Here is a 17,323-nt window from a genome sequence, read left to right on the forward strand (position 1 = left end):
TCCATCCGCACCGGTGTGACAGTTTCCGGGGCTAGGACCAGACCCGCGCCACCGCCCCGGCGACCTTCGCGGCCTGCGCCGTCCCGGCGGCCAGGGCCGGCCCGCGCCGGCCGGGGTCCAGGACGTTGCCGCCGATGGCGCTCCGGGCCCGGCCGTCGGGGGCGATCAGCAGGCTGCGCCGGGCGCCCACGGCGGTCAGCTCGGCCTGGGGCGGGGTGCGGAACATGTTGCTGGTCGGGGCCAGCACGACGATCGCGTCGGCGCCCGCGGCCAGGTCGGTGTTGGTGACCGAGCGGACCCCGCCGTCCATGTAGTACCCGGCGCCGATCCGCACGGGCGGGAACACCCCGGGCAGGGCGCAGCTCGCCGCCACCGCCGCCGGCAGATCGGCGCCCGCGGTGGCGTCCCAGGCCGCCGGCTCACCGGTGGCCGTGTCGACGCCGGTGCTCACCAGGCGGGGGTGGACCGGCCATTCCCGCACCGGCAGCGCCGCGGCGAAGCGGGCCACGTGCGGCGCCGCGTCGCCCAGCGGCGCGGCCCGGGCCAGGCCGCCCAGCCGGGCCCGGACCTGCTCCGGGAGCAGCGAGCGGTCGGCCAGCAGGGCGAAGCCCTGGGCCAGCAGCGCCGGGTCGATCCGCGGGGACAGTTCCAGTTCGATGCGCGCCGCCGAGGCGGCCGCCTCCTCCAGGTCCACGCCGGTGGCCAGCAGCGCGCCCACGTACGCGCCCGCCGACGTGCCCACGATCAGGTCCGCCTGCGCCAGGTCGGCGCCGGCCCGGCGCAGGCCCGCGAGCAGGCCCAGCTCCCAGGCGATGCCGGTGATCCCGCCGCCGCCGAGGACCAGCGCCCTCATGCCCGGGCCAGGGCGAGCACGTCCTCGGCGGCCCGGGTGACGGTGCCGTCGGCGCCGGCCGCCGCGTAGACCGCCACGGTGGCCTGCGCGATCGCCGGCCAGGCGAAGTCCTCGCGGACCCGGCGCCGGCCGCGGCGGGCCAGGCGGCGGGCGTAGTCGCGGTCGGCCAGGACGGCGCCGACCGACTCCGCCAGCGACGCCGGGTCCTGCGGGGCGAACCGGACGCCGGTCACGCCGTGCTCGATGATCTCGGCCAGCCCGCCGGTCCGGGACACCGCCACCGGGGTGCCGGCCGCCGCGGCCTCCAGCGCGACCATCCCGAACGGCTCGTAGATGCTGGGCACGACGTAGCAGTCGGACGCGCCCATCAGGGCGGTCAGGTTGTGCCCGGTGAGGAACCCGGCGAAGGTCACCCCCGGGCCGGCCATGGCCTCCAGCTCCGGCCGGTACGGCCCGTCGCCGGCCACCACGACCCGCAGCCCGGGGTGGCGCCCGCGCAGCAGCGGCACCGCGGCGATCAGGTGCTGCACCCCCTTCTCGTAGACCAACCGGCCGGCGAAGGAGATCAGTGGCGCCTCCGGGGTGGCGAAGCGCAACCGGGCCGCCGCCACGGCCCGGGGCCGGGCGTACCAGCGCAGCACGTCCACCCCGTTGTGCACGACGTCGGTGCGCTCGGCCGGCACGCCGAACAGCCGGACCACCTCCCGCCGCATGTACTGCGAGCAGACGATCACCCGGTTCGCCTCGTGGGCCAGCCACCGTTCCACGCCGTCGATGGTGCGGTTGTGCGCGGCCGGCAGGTAGCCCTGGTGGCGGCCGGACTCGGTGGCGTGGATGGTGGCGACCAGCGGCAGGTCGAGGTGCTCGCGCAGGGTGACCGCGGCGTGCGCGACCAGCCAGTCGTGGGCGTGCACGACGTCGTAGCGGCCGGTGCGGGCGGCGCGCAGGGCGGCGCGGGTCAGGGTGTGGTTGAGGGCGGTGGTCCAGCCGACCAGGTTGCCGTCCTCCACCGGGAACTCCGGCGGGTCGTCGGGGGCGCGGACGATGTGCACGCCCTCGGCGTACTCCTCGCGCAGCGCGCCGGGCGCGTGCCTGGTCACCACCGTGACCTCGTGCCCGGCCGCCACCAGCGAGGTCGCCAGCGCGTGCACGTGCCGGCCCAGCCCGCCCACCAGCAGCGGCGGGTATTCCCAGCTCAGCATCAGGATCCGGCTCATCGTGCGTACCCCCTGGTCCGTAGCGCCTCGGCGACCGCCCGCGCCGAGAACGGGCAGCCCGAGGCCCGGTGCGGCGGGTCGCCGTCGGCGGTCTCGCTGAGCGAGCCGAGCCCCCAGTCGCGCAGGTGCGCCTCGAGGCCGGTCAGCAGTCCCTCGGTGGGCAGCCCGGTGGCCGCGCACGCGTCGGCGTACGGGCCGATCAGCCAGGGCCACACGGTGCCCTGGTGGTAGGCGATGTCCCGCTCGTCCCGGCCGCCGCGGTGGGTGCCCTGGTAGCCGTACTCGGTGGGCGCCAGGGTGCGCAGGCCCAGCGGGGTCAGCAGGGCGGCCCCGACGGCGCGGACGGCGGCCCGGTCGCGGTCCGGGTCGGCCCGGCCGGCCAGCGGCGCGTGCGGCAGCGACCAGGCCAGCAGCTGGTTGGGCCGCAGCGACGGGTCGTCGTCGAAGGCGCCGGCGCCCAGCGGGTACGCCGAGGCGGGGCCGTCCACCACGTCGTACAGCCAGCCCTCGGGCGCCCGGTAGCGGGCGGCGAACGACGCCCGGGCCCGCGCGTGCCGGTCGCGCAGCTCGCCGGCGTCGCGGCCGGCCTCCTCGTGCAGGCCGGCCAGGGCGGCCAGGGCGTTCACCCAGAGCGCGTTGATCTCCACCGGCTTGCCGATCCGGGGCGTGACCGGTCCGTGCTCGGTGGCGGCGTTCATCCAGCTGAGGGCCTCGCCGTCGAGCCGGACGAGCTCGTCGGCGGGGTCGACGCCGAGCGCGCCGCGGCCGCCGAGGTGCCCGCGCAGCAGCCGGCCCAGCGGCCCGGCCAGCTCATGCGCGAGGTCGCTGTCGCCGGTCCGGGCGACGTGCCGGTCGACCGCGTGGACCAGCCACAGCGGCGCGTCCAGCGAGCCGTGCGGGCCCCACGGTCCGCTCTGCTCGCGGGCCGCCCGGGCCGCGGCCCGGGTGCGGGCGAGCAGCAGCTCGCGGCCCTCGTCGGCCCGCCCGGTCTCGAGGAAGAGGCCCTCGTAGCCGGTCATCGTGTCGCCCAGGTAGCTGCCGAACCACGGGTAGCCCGCCACCACGTCCGGCCCGTCCGGGCCGCGCACCACGAACTGGTCCGCGGCGAGCACGAGGTCGGCGTCGGACCCGTCGGCCTTGGCGGTGGCGCGCAGCGTGTGCGCCCGTTCCCGGGCGGCGGCGACGACGGCGGAGGCGGCCGGCGGTCGCTGGTCGAGCGGGCCGGCCCAGGCCGAGATCTCCGACGTGCCGCCGGGGGCCACCCGGTCGACGAAGGTGCCGGCCAGCCAGAGGTCCTCGGTCGCGGCCAGGCCGCGGTCGGCCTCCTGACGGTGGTACGCGCCCAGGTGCCACCCGCCGCCGGGCTGCCAGCCGGGCCCGGCCAGCCGGTACGCGTCCTCGACCAGCACCCCGTCGCCGAGCTGGGTGGTCCGCGGGGGTGGCCCGTCGGCGTGCCGCCCGCCGTGCGCGTCGCGCCACGTGCACATGGCCGCCACGGCCAGCCCGACCGGCTCCGGGGCGCTGACCACGCGGTGCACGACGGCCAGCGAGGGGCAACCGTGACGCATCGCCAGTTCCCGCTCGATCACGACGTCGCCGACCCGCCAGCGCCACCGCGGCAGGCCGTCCGCCAGCGTGAAGCTCTCCAGGTGCCGGTGGCCCTGCGGGGCGATCGCGCCGGAGGCCCACTGATGGGTGAAGAGCGGGACGTGCGCGCCGGACGGCAGCGTGAGGGTCAGGTCGAGGCTGACCAGGCCGACGCGGCGCACGGCGGTCGCCGGATCGGCCACCGTCAGCAGCGCGTGGTAGCGGCGGGTGCGCAGGCCGGCGGCGGTGCCGGCGGCGAAGCCGCCCAGCCCGTCCGTGACCAGCCACTCGTGCTCGGCTCCGCCGTCCGCGGTGAGGGCACCGCAGGTCTGCGGCCCGAGGGTGATCGGCACGGTCGCCCTTATGCTCATTGTGGATCCCGCTAAACCTTCCTTTTCCCGGCATGTACGCAGCGAAAGGGGGAAGTGTCAGTGGGTAACCGGACAGTCGCCGAGACGGTAGCAGCCCCATCGGTGAGAATGACCGCTGACACGGACGCGCAGGATTGAGCGTCGCCCGGACGGGGAAGAACGGGCCCGCCCGCGGCGAGGCCCTCGCGACCGCAGGGCACCAACGGTCGAGGGTGGGAGCAGCACATGCAGGTGTGGCCGGGTCACCGGTATCCACTGGGCGCGACGTACGACGGCACGGGCACCAACTTCGCGATCTTCTCGGAGGTCGCCGAGGCGGTCGAGCTGTGCCTGTTCGACCCGTCGGGCAACGAGCGGAAGGTGCAGCTGCACGAACAGGACGCCTTCGTCTGGCACGCCTACCTGCCCGGCGTGGAGCCCGGCCAGCGCTACGGCTACCGGGTGTACGGGCCGTACGACCCGTCGCGGGGCCTGCGGTGCAACCCGCACAAGCTGCTGCTCGACCCGTACGCGCGGGCGGTGGACGCCGACATCGCGTGGCACCCCTCGCTGTACGCCTACGACTTCGACAACCCGGACGAGATGTCGGACCTCGACTCGGCGCCCCACATGGCCAAGGGCGTGGTGGTCAACCCGTACTTCGACTGGGGCAACGACCGGCGCCCGGACATCCCGTACCACCACTCGGTGATCTACGAGACGCACGTCAAGGGCCTGACCGAGCGGCACCCCGAGGTGCCCCGGGACATGCGCGGCACGTACGCCGGCCTGGGCCACCCGGCCATCATCGAGCACCTCAAGCAGCTCGGGGTCACCGCCGTCGAGCTGATGCCGGTGCACCAGTTCGTGCACGACAACCGGCTCGCCGACCTGGGCCTGCGCAACTACTGGGGCTACAACACGCTCGGCTTCTTCGCGCCGTACCACGGCTACTCGGCGATGGGCTCGCTCGGCCAGCAGACCCAGGAGTTCCGGGGGATGGTCAAGTCGCTGCACGCGGCCGGCATGGAGGTGATCCTCGACGTCGTCTACAACCACACGGCGGAGGGCAACCACCTCGGCCCGACGATGAGCCTGAAGGGCATCGACAACCGGACCTACTACCGGCTGGTGGACGACCAGCCGCACTTCTACATGGACTACACGGGCACGGGCAACAGCCTCAACGTGCGCAGCCCGCAGAGCCTCCAGCTGATCATGGACTCGCTGCGGTACTGGGTCACCGAGATGCACGTCGATGGCTTCCGCTTCGACCTCGCCTCCACCCTGGCCCGGGAGTTCTACGACGTGGACCGGCTGTCCACCTTCTTCGAGGTGGTCCAGCAGGACCCGGTGGTCGGCCAGGTCAAGCTGATCGCCGAGCCGTGGGACGTCGGCCCGGGCGGCTACCAGGTCGGCAACTTCCCGCCCAACTGGACCGAATGGAACGGCAAGTACCGCGACACCGTGCGCGACTTCTGGCGCGGCGAGCCGGCCACCCTGGCCGAGTTCGCCAGCCGCATCACCGGCTCGGCCGACCTCTACCAGGACGACGGCCGCAAGCCGTTCCACTCGATCAACTTCGTGACCGCGCACGACGGCTTCACGCTCAACGACCTGGTCTCGTACAACGACAAGCACAACGAGGCCAACGGGGAGGAGAACCGGGACGGCGAGAGCCACAACCGCTCCTGGAACTGCGGCACCGAGGGCCCCACCGACGACCGGCAGGTGCTGGCGCTGCGGGCCAAGCAGCGGCGCAACTTCCTGGCCACGCTGATGCTCAGCCAGGGCGTGCCGATGATCTCGCACGGCGACGAGCTGGGCCGCACCCAGTCCGGCAACAACAACGCGTACTGCCAGGACAACGAGATCAGCTGGATCGACTGGGAGAACGCCGACGGGACGCTGCTGGAGTTCACCCGCAAGCTGACCGCGTTCCGCCACCGCCACCAGGTGTTCCAGCGGCGCCGGTTCTTCACCGGCCTGCCGGTGACCGCGCGCGGGGGCGGCGACCCGCTGCCCGACCTGGAGTGGTTCACCCCGGACGGCCGGCAGATGGCCGGCGACGACTGGGGCAACGACTTCGGCCGGGCGGTCGCCCTGTTCGTCAACGGCGAGGGCATCCGCGAGCGCGGCCAGTACGGCCAGCGCCACGTGGACAGCTCCTTCCTGCTGTTCTTCAACGCCCACGACGCGCCGATCGAGTTCCACACGCCCCCCGCGGAGTACGGCGAGAAGTGGGAGAAGGTCATCGAGACCGCGGAGCCGTCGCCGGACCGCCCGTCGGTCGTCGAGGCCGGCTCCTCCATCCTCGTGCCGGATCGCTCGCTCATCGTCTTGGACAGGACGGTTTAGATTTGACTCCCTCTGGTACGTACCGTGTCCAGGTCCGCCCCGAGTTCCCGCTGAAGGCCACCGCCGAGATCGCCGACTACCTGGCCGACCTGGGCGTGAGCCACCTCTACACCGCCCCGCTGTTGACCGCGGCGCCGGGCTCCGAGCACGGCTACGACGTCGTCGACCACAGCCAGGTCAGCCCGGCCCTGGGCGGCGAGGAGGGCCGGCGGGCGCTGCGGGCCGCCCTGGACGCCGCCACGCTGGGCCTGGTCATCGACATCGTGCCCAACCATGCCGGCGTGGGCATCCCGGCGGCCAACCCGACGTGGTGGGACGTGCTCAAGCACGGCGAGCAGTCGGCGTACGCGAAGTTCTACGACATCGACTGGTCCCGCGGCCGGCTGCTGCTGCCGGTCCTGGCCGACGACCCGGACGCGCTGGACCAGCTGACGGTCGACGGCGACGAGCTGCACTACTACGACAAGCGGTACCCGATCGCCGACGGCACCGGCGGCGGCACCGCCCGCGAGGTGCACGATCGCCAGCACTACGAGCTGGTCAACTGGACCCGCGGCGACTCGGAGCTGAACTACCGCCGGTTCTTCGCCATCGTCGACCTGGCCGGCCTGCGGGTCGAGGACCCCGAGGTCTTCGAGGCCACCCACCGCGAGATCCTGCGCTGGTACGACGAGGGCGCCGTGCAGGGCATCCGGGTCGACCACCCCGACGGCCTGCGCGACCCGGGGGAGTACCTCCAGCGGCTGCACGACCGGGCGCCCGGCGCCTGGCTCACGGTCGAGAAGATCCTCGAGCCGGGCGAGCAGCTGCCGGACTGGCCGGTGGCCGGCACCACCGGGTACGACGCGCTCTCCGAGGTCTGCGGCGTCTTCGTCGACACCGGCACGGAGGCGTTCTTCGACACCCTGGACCACCACCTGACCGGCGGCGAGCGCAGCTGGCAGGACCTGGTCCACGAGACGAAGATGCACGCCGCGACCACGCTGCTCGCCGCGGAGCTGGCCCGGATGTGCCGGCTGGTGCCGGAGATCGAGGCCGCCCCGCGGGCGCTCGCCGAGCTGGCCGCCTGCTTCCCGGTCTACCGGTCCTACCTGCCGTTCGGCTCCCGGCACCTGGCCCGGGCCCGCTCCGAGGCGGGGCGCCGGCGCCCCGCCCTGATCCCGGCGCTGGACCAGCTCACCGCCCGGTTGCGGCGCCCGGACGACGAGCTCGCCGTGCGGTTCCAGCAGTACACCGGCGCGGTGATGGCCAAGGGCGTCGAGGACACCGCGTTCTACCGGTGGACCCGGTTCACCGCGCGCAACGAGGTCGGCAACGACCCGGCCAAGTTCGGCGTGCGCCCGGACGAGTTCCACGAGTGCGCCGACGAGCGCCAGCGCCGGTGGCCCGAGACGATGACCACGCTGTCCACCCACGACACCAAGCGCAGCGAGGACGTCCGGGCCCGGCTCGCCGTGCTCAGCGAGCTGCCGGGGGACTGGACCGAGGTGGTGCGCCGCTGGGTGCGCGTCGCCCCGCTGCCCGATCCGGCCCTCGCGCACCTGATCTGGCAGGCCGCGGTGGGCGCGTGGCCGCTGGAGCGGGAGCGGCTGCAGGCGTACGCGCTCAAGGCCGCCCGCGAGGGCGCGGCCGGCACCACCTGGCAGCACCCGCACGAGCGGTTCGAGACCGCGCTGCGCGAGATGGTCGACAAGATCTACGACGACGCCGCGCTGCACGCCGAGATCGACGACTTCGTCACGGCGATCACGCCGCCCGGCTGGTCCAACGCGCTGGGCCAGAAGCTGCTCCAGCTGGCCATGCCCGGCGTGCCGGACGTCTACCAGGGCGCCGAGCTGTGGGACTTCTCGCTGGTCGACCCGGACAACCGGCGGCCGGTCGACTTCGGCCTGCGGCGCGAGCTGCTGGGCCGCCTCGACGACGGCTGGCAGCCGCCGGTGGACGCCGGCGGCGCGGCGAAGCTGCTGGTCACCAGCCGTACGCTGCGGTTGCGCCGGCAGCGCCCGGAGCTGTTCACCGGCTACCGCGGCGTGTTCGCCGAGGGCCGCAGCTCCGACCACGTGCTGGCCTTCGACCGCGGTGGCGCGGTGGCGGTCGCGACCCGGCTGCCGGTCGGATTGTCACGGCACGGCGGCTGGCACGACACCACGCTGTCACTCGACGGCCACACCTGGACGGAAGTCTTCACCAACACCAGCTACGGCGGGAACCGCCTGGCGGTGGCCGACCTGCTGCACACCTATCCCGTCGCACTGCTGGTGAAAGAGTAATGACGCTTTTCGAGGTCTGGGTTCCGGAGAAGGCCGTGCGGCTGCGGGTCGGCGGCACGGACCGCGACATGCAACGCGGCGACGACGGCTGGTGGCGCCTGGAGGTGCCCGAGGCCGGGCCGGGCACCGACTACGGCTATCTGCTGCCCGATCACGACGGCGTACTGCCCGACCCGCGCTCGCCGTGGCAGCCCGCGGGCGTGCACGGGCCCAGCCGGGTCTACGACCACTCCGCGTTCGCCTGGACCGACGGCGCCTGGACCGGCCGGCAGCTGCCCGGCGCGGTCCTCTACGAGCTGCACGTGGGCACCTTCACCCCGCAGGGCACCTTCGACGCGGCCATCGAGCGGCTGGACCACCTGGTCGAGCTGGGCGTGGACCTGGTCGAGCTGCTGCCGGTCAACGCCTTCAACGGCGAGCACAACTGGGGGTACGACGGCGTCTGCTGGTATGCCCCGCACGAGGCGTACGGCGGCCCGGACGGCCTCAAGCGTTTCGTGGACGCCGCGCACCGCCGGGGTCTCGGCGTGGTGCTCGATGTGGTCTACAACCACTTCGGCCCGAGCGGGGCGTACGCGCCCATGTTCGCGCCGTACCTGAGCGCGGCCGGGACGAATCCGTGGGGCGACTCGGTCAACCTGGACGGCCCGCTCTCCGACGACGTCCGCCGCTACATCATCGACAGCGTGCTCGCCTGGCTGCGGGACTACCACGTCGACGGGCTGCGCCTGGACGCCGTGCACGCGCTGGCCGACCACAACGCGGTGCATCTGCTGGAGCAGCTGGCGATCGAGGTGGAGAGCCTGTCCACCCACCTGAACCGGCCGCTCTCACTGATCGCCGAGTCCGACCTCAACGACCCGAAGCTGATCACGCCGCGGGAGGCCAACGGCTACGGGCTGCAGGCGCAGTGGGACGACGACGTGCACCACGTCCTGCACGCGCTGCTGACCGGCGAGCGGCAGGGCTACTACGGCGACTTCGGCTCGCTGGAGAGCCTGGAGACGGTGCTGACCGGCGCGTTCTTCCACGCCGACACGTGGTCCAGCTTCCGCCGCCGCCGGCACGGGCGCCCGGTCGACCGGGCCCGTATCCCCGGGCACCGGTTCGTGGCGTACCTGCAGAACCACGATCAGATCGGCAACCGCGCGATCGGCGACCGGCTCTCGGCGACGCTGTCGAGCGGCCGGCTCAAGATCGGCGCCACGCTGCTGTTCACCTCGCCGTTCACGCCGATGCTGTTCATGGGCGAGGAGTGGGCGGCCAGCAACCCCTGGCAGTTCTTCACCAGCCACCCGGAGCCGGAGCTGGCCGCGGCCGTGCAGAACGGCCGGCGGCGCGAGTTCGCCGCGCACGGCTGGGCCGAGGCCGAGGTGCCGGACCCGCAGGACCCGGCCACCTTCGAGCGTTCGAAGCTGAACTGGGACGAGCGGGAGAAGCCCGGCCACGCCGAGATCCTGGACCTGCACCGGCGGCTGATCGCGCTGCGGCGCGCCCACCCCGACCTGTCCGACCCCCGCCTGGACCGGGTCGAGGTCGGGCACGGCGACCAGTACGTGGTGATGCGGCGCGGCTCCTGCGCGGTGGCGGTCAACCTGGCGGGGGCGCCGCAGACGATCAGCCTGCCCGCGGTGCCGCGCAGCGTGCTGCTGGCCACCGAGCCGGGCGTCGTCCTGCAACGCGACCGCGTCGAGCTGCCGCCGGAGACTGCCGTGGTGGTCGCCTTCCGGTAGCGTCCGGCGCCGGCGGGCCGGTCAGCCGTGCAGGTTGGTCCGGGCCACCGCCGCCGGGTTGGGCGCGGCCGGCCGGGCGCCGCGCCAGCGCTGGCTCAGCCGGTAGGCCGCCGCCCGGGAGCCGTGCACGAGCCCGGTGGGATGCAGGTCGTCCGTGACGTTGCGGACCGGGTCGAACGCCAGCGCCGCGTCCTGGCCGTCGGACAGGGCCGCGCCGAAACGCAGCCGGCCGACGACCTCGACGGCGTCGCCGTCGGCCAGCGCCAGCAGCAGCCGGCCGTTGTCGTGCCGGGCCGCGGCGACCACGGATTCGAGGGTACGGCCGAGCGGCCCGCCGTCCGGGTCGGCCTGCACGGCGAGGTGGAACGTGCGGCCCGTGCCCGACCGGTACGGCAGGATCGAGCCGTACACGGTGTCGAAGCCGCTGCGCAGCACCGGCACGTGGCGCAGCACCCGGCCCCGCCCGGCCGTCGAGAAGAGCAGGTCGTGCCGCCGTCCCGCCACCGGTCCGTGCACCCGTACGGCCACGCCGAGCACGTCCGGCCGGCCCGGCCGGGTGCCGATGCCCTTGGAGATCCGCAGGGTGACCGGGTGCCGGCCGGGCCGGTCGAGCAGCGCCGCGCCGGTCGGCTCGAGCCCACCCCAGATCTCCAGGTCCCCGGTGAAGGAACGGCCGTCGGGGTGCAGGAAACGGCGGTCCCGGGAGTGCGCGACCCGCACCGCCACGGCCGCGGCGACGGCGGCGGCCGTCAGCGTCGCAGCGATTCTCATGGAGCGCGCATACCCCCGTTCCGGTGGCGGTATGCCGAACCGTCGCACGCGTCGGCCACCATGGTCGCCATGTGGGGAAACAGGCGGCGCCGCGCGCGCCCGGCGGCGCGGGCCGACTCCGCGGTCATCGCGGTCATCCGGGTCTACCGCAGGATCTCGCCGCGGCTGCCCACCCGGTGCCGCTACGAGCCCACCTGCAGCGCCTACGGACTGGAGGCCGTGCGGCGCCACGGCGCGCGCGAGGGTCTGCGGCTGACCGCCGCCCGGCTGCGGCGCTGCCGGCCCGGTGTCGCGTTCGGGACCGCGGACCCCGTTCCGTGACCTTCGTCCGGCACCATGGTCGGTCCGGTACACCGACGGGAGCACAGTGTCGACGATGGACGACGGCAGCGGCGAGGCGCCGGTGCGCAAGGTGATCGTGCACCGGCGGGTGCCCACCCAGCGCCGACCCCGCCGGGCCCGGGCCCGGCGGGCGCTCACCGGGCTGCGGCGCTCGTTCACCCAGCCGGCCTTCCCCTCACCCGCCTTCACCGGCCGGGACCGGCTGGTGCGCACCTGGGGCGCCTCGCTGGCGCCGTGGCGGTTGGCCGCCGTCGGGGTGATCATGATCCTGGTGCTGACCTTCGCCTGGGTGCGGCTCTTCCACCTGGGCCCGCCCTCGATCGAGGACCTGCGCCGCGCGGCCGGCGTCGACGAGTGGCAGACGCTGCCCATCGGCGTCAAGGACGATCAGCCGGGCATCGCCGAGCGCGACCCCGTCGACGGCAGCTGGCGCGGTTTCGACATCGACATCGCGTACATGATCGCCGAGGACCTGGGTTTCCGCCGCCAGGAGGTGCGCTTCTACGGCATCGAGAGCGAGGACCGGGCCCGGATGGAGGCCACCGACCTGGACGGCAACCCGGTCCCGGTCAAGCTGGTGATCGCCAGCTTCAGCATCACCGAGGAGCGCGAGCGCATGCCCAACGTCATGTTCTCGCAGTCGTACCTGCACACCGAGCAGTCGGTGATCACGCTGAAGGGCCACGACAAGGTGGCCAGCCTCGAGGAGTTCCGGGACAAGACGGTCTGTTCCCTGTCGAGCTCCACCAGCGCGAAGACGGCGGACGACTCGCGGGCCCGGCTCCGCCAGCGCAACCGCGTCTCGGAGTGCTTCGACCTGCTCAACCTCGAGGAGGTGGACGCGGTGACCACAGACGCGGCCATCCTGGGCGGCTACAAGGCCCGCTACAAGGACAAGTACGACCACTGGGACCTGGGCCTGGACAAGACCGAGGCGTGGGGGGTCAGCGTCGGCGCCAACGCGGCGCTGCGCGACCTGGTCAACATCACGCTCTACCGGTCCTGGAAAGATCCCAAGGACGCGCGCTGGGAGCAGGCGTACGAGAAGAACATCCTCCCCGAGACGGTGCCCAACAAGACGGCCGACGGCAAGCCCGTGCCGCTGGCCCGCCCGCAGCAGCCGGTGACAGCCCGGCCGCGGGTGCGCGAGCTGCCCTGGGAGGAGGTGGTCCCGTGACGGTGACGCCGCTCGCCCGGCCGCCGCGCCGGGTGCGCCGCAACCAGCTCAACTGGCTGCTCACCGCGCTGCCCGCGTTCCCGCTGGTGCTGCTCGTGCTCCGGCTCTGGTATCTGAGCCGTCAGGACCTGCCGACGATGCTGCTGCTGGTGCAGTACATCAGCCCGCTCGGCATGATCAGCGCCCTGATCATCACGCTGATCTGGATCGTGCCGGCGGTCGTGCTGGTGCTGCGCGCCCTCGGCGGCCTGCTGCTGATCAGCTCGCCCGACCCCGAGGAGGCGGCCCGGCGCTCGCTGCTGGCGCTCACCGCGCTGCGCATGCCCGACTGGGTGGTGGCGGTCGCCGTGGCGCTGGCCGGCTTCACCTGGCAGCTGCGCCTGCTGCCGGCCCTGCTCATGCTCGTCGCGGTGATCCTCGCGCTGACCGCGGTGCAGCGCTATCCCGGCGAGCGCCGGATGCTGGTCGTGGTGACGCTCGTGGTGCCGGTCGGGCTCGGCCTGCTCGTGCTGGTCTGGGTGGCGCCGGGCATCCGGCTGGCGCTGGCCGCCGGCGACTACGCCACGGCCACCCTGCTGGCCGTGCCGTCGCTGCTGGGCTGGCTGCTCACCGGTCCGGTGCCGGCCCGCGCCGCGCGGCTGGCCACGCACTGGCCGGCGGTGGCCGCGATGACCCTCGCGCCGTTCGTCATCGGGGTGGTCTTCCTGCGCGCGCCGGTGCTGCCCAACAGCGCTGTCGAGGTCGGCCCGGCCGGCGCCGGCGCCGTCCGGGTGATCCGCGGCCAGCTGATCACCGTCGACGACACCGCCACCACGATCCTGCAGCGCGGCGGCGAGGTGCTCTTCGTGCCCAACGATCAGGTGCGGTCCAAGACCCTGTGCCCGGAGCCGATCCGCACCGGCAAGAGCCGGATCACGGTACGCGGCTGGGCGATCGACGAGTCCGCGCTCGAATGGGTGGCGCCCACCCGGCAGGTCACCGACGTCGACCCGCGCTGCCTCGGCCGGCCGCTGCGGCCCCGATGACCTCCGCATTTGCGCAGGTAAGCACCGGTTGTCGCGACGCGCCGCCGACCACGTGCAGACAGGTTGGACCGGACCTGGCAGGCTGCACGCCATGACCTTGCACCTGCGGTGGGCGGCCGTCACCGATAGAGGCCACGTCCGGAGCAACAACCAGGACGCTTACTACGCCGGTGACCGGCTGCTGGTCGTCGCGGACGGCATGGGCGGCATGGCCGCCGGCGACGTCGCCAGCCGCCTCGCCGTCGAGGCGATGACCTCCCTCGACGTGCCGATCGACAACGACAGCCAGATGGACGCCCTGCACAAGGCGCTCGAGGTGGCGAACGGCCGGATCGCCGAGACCGTCGCCGGCGACGCCGCCCTGCAGGGCATGGGCACCACGCTGACCGCCGTGATCTTCTCCGGCGACCGCGCCGCCCTGGCCCACGTCGGCGACTCGCGCGCCTACCTGCTGCGCGACGGCCGGCTCAACCAGCTCACCAAGGACGACACGTACGTGCAGATGCTGGTCGACCAGGGCCTGATCCGGCCGGAGGAGGCGGGCAGCCACCCGCGCCGCGCCGTGGTCACCCAGGCGCTGCAGGGCGAGCCGGTCAGCCCGTCGTACGTGATCGTCGAGCCCGAGCCCGGCGACCGCTGGCTGCTGTGCAGCGACGGCCTCACCACCGTGGTCTCGGCCGAGCGGATCGAGGCCGAGATGCTCGCCTGCGGCGCCCCCCAGGAATGCGCCGAACGGCTGCTGGACCTCGCCCTGCGGGGCGGCGGACCGGACAACATCACGGTGATCGTCGCCGATCTGATCGCCGCCGACTGACCGTCGCCGCGCCGGGTCCCGTGGGCTTCCCGCGACGGCCCGGGGCTGCGGTACCTTACTCCGGTCGCGGGACGGCCAGCCGCGGCTCTGCTGCGGGTGGTGATGACGACGCGACGGCTGTCGGCACAGTCAGCCGTGACGCTGGTGCTCGTCGCCGCCGTCACGGCGATCGGCACGTACGCGGTGCCCGCCGGGGCCGGCCAGCGGCTGTTCACCGACGCCTCCCAGTTCGCCGTCGCCCTGCTCGCCGCGGTCGTCTGCTTCGCCGCCGCCCAGGAACGCTCCGGCCCCCGCCGGCAATGGCGGGTGCTGTTCGGCCTCGGCCTCGCCGGCTTCGCGGCCCTGCACCTGTGGTGGACCGTCAGCGACGTCCTCGACCCCACCCGCCCGGTCGCCGACGAACTGGCCGACCTCGGCTTCCTGGTCCTGCCGGCCTTCGCCGTGCTCGGCCTGATCGCCGGCTCGATGGCCCTGCCCGGCGCGGTCCGGGCGTCGCTGCGCCGGGACCGGATCGTGCTGCTCATCGACAGCGTGCTGATCACCGGCTCGCTGCTCGCCCTGGTCTGGTCGGCGGTGCCCCGGCGGATCTTCGACGAGGTGCAGGAGAGCCCCTGGGTGGTCGGCCTGGCGGCGGCCTACCCGGTGGCGGACCTGCTGATCGCCGTCATGGTGGTGCTGCTGCTGGCCACCCGCCCGGCCTCCCGGACGGCCCGGGCGCCGCTGCGGCTGACCGCGCTGGCCATGCTGGCCCTGGGCGTCTCCGACCTGCTGCGGCTGCTCCAGCTGAGCACCGGCGTGCTGTCCCCGCTGGAGTCGGCCGGCTACCTGCTCGGCCCGGCCCTGCTGGCGCTGGCCGCGACCTGCAACCCGGGCCCCGGCGACGCGGACGCCGAGCAGCACGCCGAGGCGGAATGGCTGCAACTGCTGCTGCCGTACGTGCCGGTGGTGGCCACCGGCGTGGTCATCGCGGTGCGCACCGGCGCGGGCGGGCAGCTGACCTCGTACGAGGCGTACCTGGGCTGGCTCGGGCTCGGCCTGGTGGTGGCCCGGCAGATGTTCACCATCGTCGACAACACGGTGCTGCTGGCCCAGGTGTCGGAGGGCCAGCAGCGGCTGCACCACCAGGCGTACCACGACTCGCTGACCGGCCTGGCCAACCGGGCGCTGTTCCGCGAGCGGCTGGTGCTCGCCCTCGACGCCCACCGCCACCGCGCCGTACCGGTGGCCCTGCTCTTCGCCGACCTGGACGACTTCAAGCTCATCAACGACAGCTTCGGCCACGCGATGGGCGACCGGCTGCTGCGCGCGATCGGCGACCGGCTGGTCGCCGCGGTCGGCCCGGGCGCCCTGGTGGCCCGCCTCGGCGGCGACGAGTTCGCGGTGCTGCTCGACCACCGGGCGGCCGACGCCGAGCCGGCCGGGCAGCGGATCCTGGCCGCGCTGCGCGAACCGTTCGTCATCGACGGCCACACGGTCGGGGTCAGCGCCAGCCTCGGCCTGGTCGTCCCCGAGCCCGGCGACGCCGCGCTGTCCGCGGACACCCTGCTGCGCCGCGCCGACGCGGCCATGTACGTCAGCAAACGCCGCGGCAAGAACGCCCTGGTCCGCTACTCCGGCGGCGCCGACGGCGGCCCGAACGCCGACCTGCCCCACCTGCTGGCCCAGGCGCTGGCCGGCGCGCCCGCGGCGGCCGGCTTCGAGGTCTACTACCAGCCGATCGTGCGGCTCACCGACGGCGCGGTGGTGGCGGTGGAGGCCCTGGCCCGCTGGACCGACCCGGTGGCCGGCCCGGTCGACCCGGACGTGTTCGTGACGGTCGCCGAACGCACCGGACTGGTCGCGGCGATCGACGACTTCGTGCTCGACCGGGCCTGCGCGGACGCCTCGAACCTGGCCAACGCGTACGGCCGGCCGATCGACGTGCACGTCAACGTCTCCGCGGCCCGGCTGGGCCAGCACGGGCTGGAGGAAGCGGTGTCCCAGGCCCTGGAACGGCACCACCTGCGGCCGTCCCGGCTGGTCGTGGAGATCACGGAGACCCGCCGCATCCCCGACATGCCCCGCGCCGTCGAGGTCGCGGAACGGCTGCGCCGCCGGGGCGTCCGGGTCGCCCTGGACGACTTCGGCAGCGGCTACAACGCGCTGGCCCAGTTGCACTCACTGCCGGTGGACATCGTGAAACTGGACTCGACCCTGACCGATGTGGACGTGTCCCCGGAGCGGGCGGGGGCGCTGTGCCGCTCGGTGCTGGCGATCTGCACGGAGCTGGGGATCGCGGTGGTGGCCGAGGGGATCGAGACGCCGGCGCGGGCTCGGGCGCTGGCGGCGTTGGGGTGTCATCTCGGGCAGGGGTATCTGTTCGGGCAGCCTGGGCCGGTGCATCGGCTGGCTGCCGGCGTTCCGGCGCAGCCTTCGCCGCATTCGCCTTCGCATTTGGGTTCTTGAGGTGTGCTGGGCTGCGGGCTTTTCGGGCGGGGCGTTGGGATTCCAGTGGGGGATCTTGGTGAGCTGGAGCGTGTTAGCTCGGCTGGCGTGCTCCATGATCGGCGCTTTGGGTTGCTTCGTGGCCGCGTGTCGGCACTCCGCTGGCGGATCTTGGCGAGCTGGAGCGTGTTGGCTCGACCCTCATGCTCCAAGATCCGCGTTCCGCGTGTTCCGCGTTCCGTGTTCCGTGTTCCGCGCGTTCCACGCACCTCGCGCCGGTGCACCTCTTGCCTCGCGCCCCCGCGCCCGCGCCCGCCCGCCCGCGCCCGCCCGCGCCCGCCCGCGCCCGCCCGCGCCCGCCCGCACCCGCCCGCACCCGCCCGCACCCGCCCGCACCCGCCC

The 17,323-nt window shown here is 73.9% G+C and carries 12 protein-coding genes; 8 read left to right on the forward strand and 4 right to left on the reverse strand.

The window, feature by feature from the left end; translation table 11 throughout:
- Positions 1–31: 31 nt before the first annotated feature.
- The 3 genes from Ani05nite_RS08515 to Ani05nite_RS08525 are packed head-to-tail and all read right to left on the reverse strand — an operon-like array spanning position 32 to position 4,028.
- A complete protein-coding gene (locus Ani05nite_RS08515; RefSeq protein WP_203766591.1) occupies positions 32–853 on the reverse strand; it encodes a patatin-like phospholipase family protein in 822 nt (273 codons plus the stop codon).
- On the reverse strand, positions 850–2,070 hold the full coding sequence (locus Ani05nite_RS08520; protein WP_239129489.1) for a glycosyltransferase family 4 protein: 1,221 nt from the start codon (positions 2,068–2,070) through the stop codon (positions 850–852). Before Ani05nite_RS08520 ends, Ani05nite_RS08515 begins: the two co-directional genes overlap by 4 nt.
- On the reverse strand, positions 2,067–4,028 hold the full coding sequence (locus Ani05nite_RS08525; protein ID WP_203766593.1) for an amylo-alpha-1,6-glucosidase: 1,962 nt from the start codon (positions 4,026–4,028) through the stop codon (positions 2,067–2,069). The genes Ani05nite_RS08520 and Ani05nite_RS08525 overlap by 4 nt, the downstream gene beginning before the upstream one ends.
- Before the next feature lie 225 nt (positions 4,029–4,253).
- Between Ani05nite_RS08525 and glgX the strand changes: the two genes are divergently transcribed.
- The 3 genes from glgX to treZ are packed head-to-tail and all read left to right on the forward strand — an operon-like array spanning position 4,254 to position 10,368.
- Positions 4,254–6,365, forward strand: coding sequence for a glycogen debranching protein GlgX (gene glgX, locus Ani05nite_RS08530; protein WP_203766595.1), 2,112 nt, complete (start codon positions 4,254–4,256; stop codon positions 6,363–6,365).
- Between the two features lie 2 nt (positions 6,366–6,367).
- A complete protein-coding gene (gene treY / locus Ani05nite_RS08535; RefSeq protein ID WP_203766597.1) occupies positions 6,368–8,635 on the forward strand; it encodes a malto-oligosyltrehalose synthase in 2,268 nt (755 codons plus the stop codon).
- Positions 8,635–10,368: a malto-oligosyltrehalose trehalohydrolase gene (treZ, locus tag Ani05nite_RS08540; protein WP_203766598.1), complete on the forward strand. Its 1,734-nt coding sequence runs from the start codon at positions 8,635–8,637 to the stop codon at positions 10,366–10,368. The genes treY and treZ overlap by 1 nt, the downstream gene beginning before the upstream one ends.
- A 21-nt stretch (positions 10,369–10,389) precedes the next feature.
- Here the strand turns inward: treZ and Ani05nite_RS08545 are convergent, their stop codons facing one another.
- Positions 10,390–11,139, reverse strand: a complete 750-nt coding sequence (locus Ani05nite_RS08545) for a hypothetical protein (protein WP_203766599.1) — start codon at positions 11,137–11,139, stop codon at positions 10,390–10,392.
- A gap of 69 nt (positions 11,140–11,208) precedes the next feature.
- Between Ani05nite_RS08545 and yidD the strand changes: the two genes are divergently transcribed.
- The 5 genes from yidD to Ani05nite_RS08570 all read left to right on the forward strand — a co-directional run bounded on the left by yidD (position 11,209) and on the right by Ani05nite_RS08570 (position 16,942).
- A complete protein-coding gene (gene yidD / locus Ani05nite_RS08550; protein ID WP_203766600.1) occupies positions 11,209–11,460 on the forward strand; it encodes a membrane protein insertion efficiency factor YidD in 252 nt (83 codons plus the stop codon).
- A 55-nt stretch (positions 11,461–11,515) separates the two neighbouring features.
- Complete coding sequence (locus Ani05nite_RS08555; protein WP_203766601.1) at positions 11,516–12,658, forward strand: transporter substrate-binding domain-containing protein; 1,143 nt, start codon at positions 11,516–11,518, stop codon at positions 12,656–12,658.
- Entirely contained in the window at positions 12,655–13,683 is a 1,029-nt protein-coding gene (locus Ani05nite_RS08560) for a hypothetical protein (RefSeq protein WP_203766602.1), read from the forward strand. The genes Ani05nite_RS08555 and Ani05nite_RS08560 overlap by 4 nt, the downstream gene beginning before the upstream one ends.
- Before the next feature lie 91 nt (positions 13,684–13,774).
- Positions 13,775–14,497, forward strand: a complete 723-nt coding sequence (locus Ani05nite_RS08565; RefSeq protein WP_203766603.1) for a PP2C family protein-serine/threonine phosphatase — start codon at positions 13,775–13,777, stop codon at positions 14,495–14,497.
- 135 nt (positions 14,498–14,632) lie between these two features.
- The gene (locus tag Ani05nite_RS08570) at positions 14,633–16,942 is read left to right on the forward strand and encodes a putative bifunctional diguanylate cyclase/phosphodiesterase (RefSeq protein WP_239129491.1); all 2,310 of its coding nucleotides are present in this window, start codon (positions 14,633–14,635) and stop codon (positions 16,940–16,942) included.
- The last annotated feature ends 381 nt before the right edge of the window (positions 16,943–17,323 follow it).

The sequence above is a fragment of the Actinoplanes nipponensis genome (assembly GCF_016862275.1).
Lineage (GTDB): Bacteria > Actinomycetota > Actinomycetes > Mycobacteriales > Micromonosporaceae > Actinoplanes > Actinoplanes nipponensis.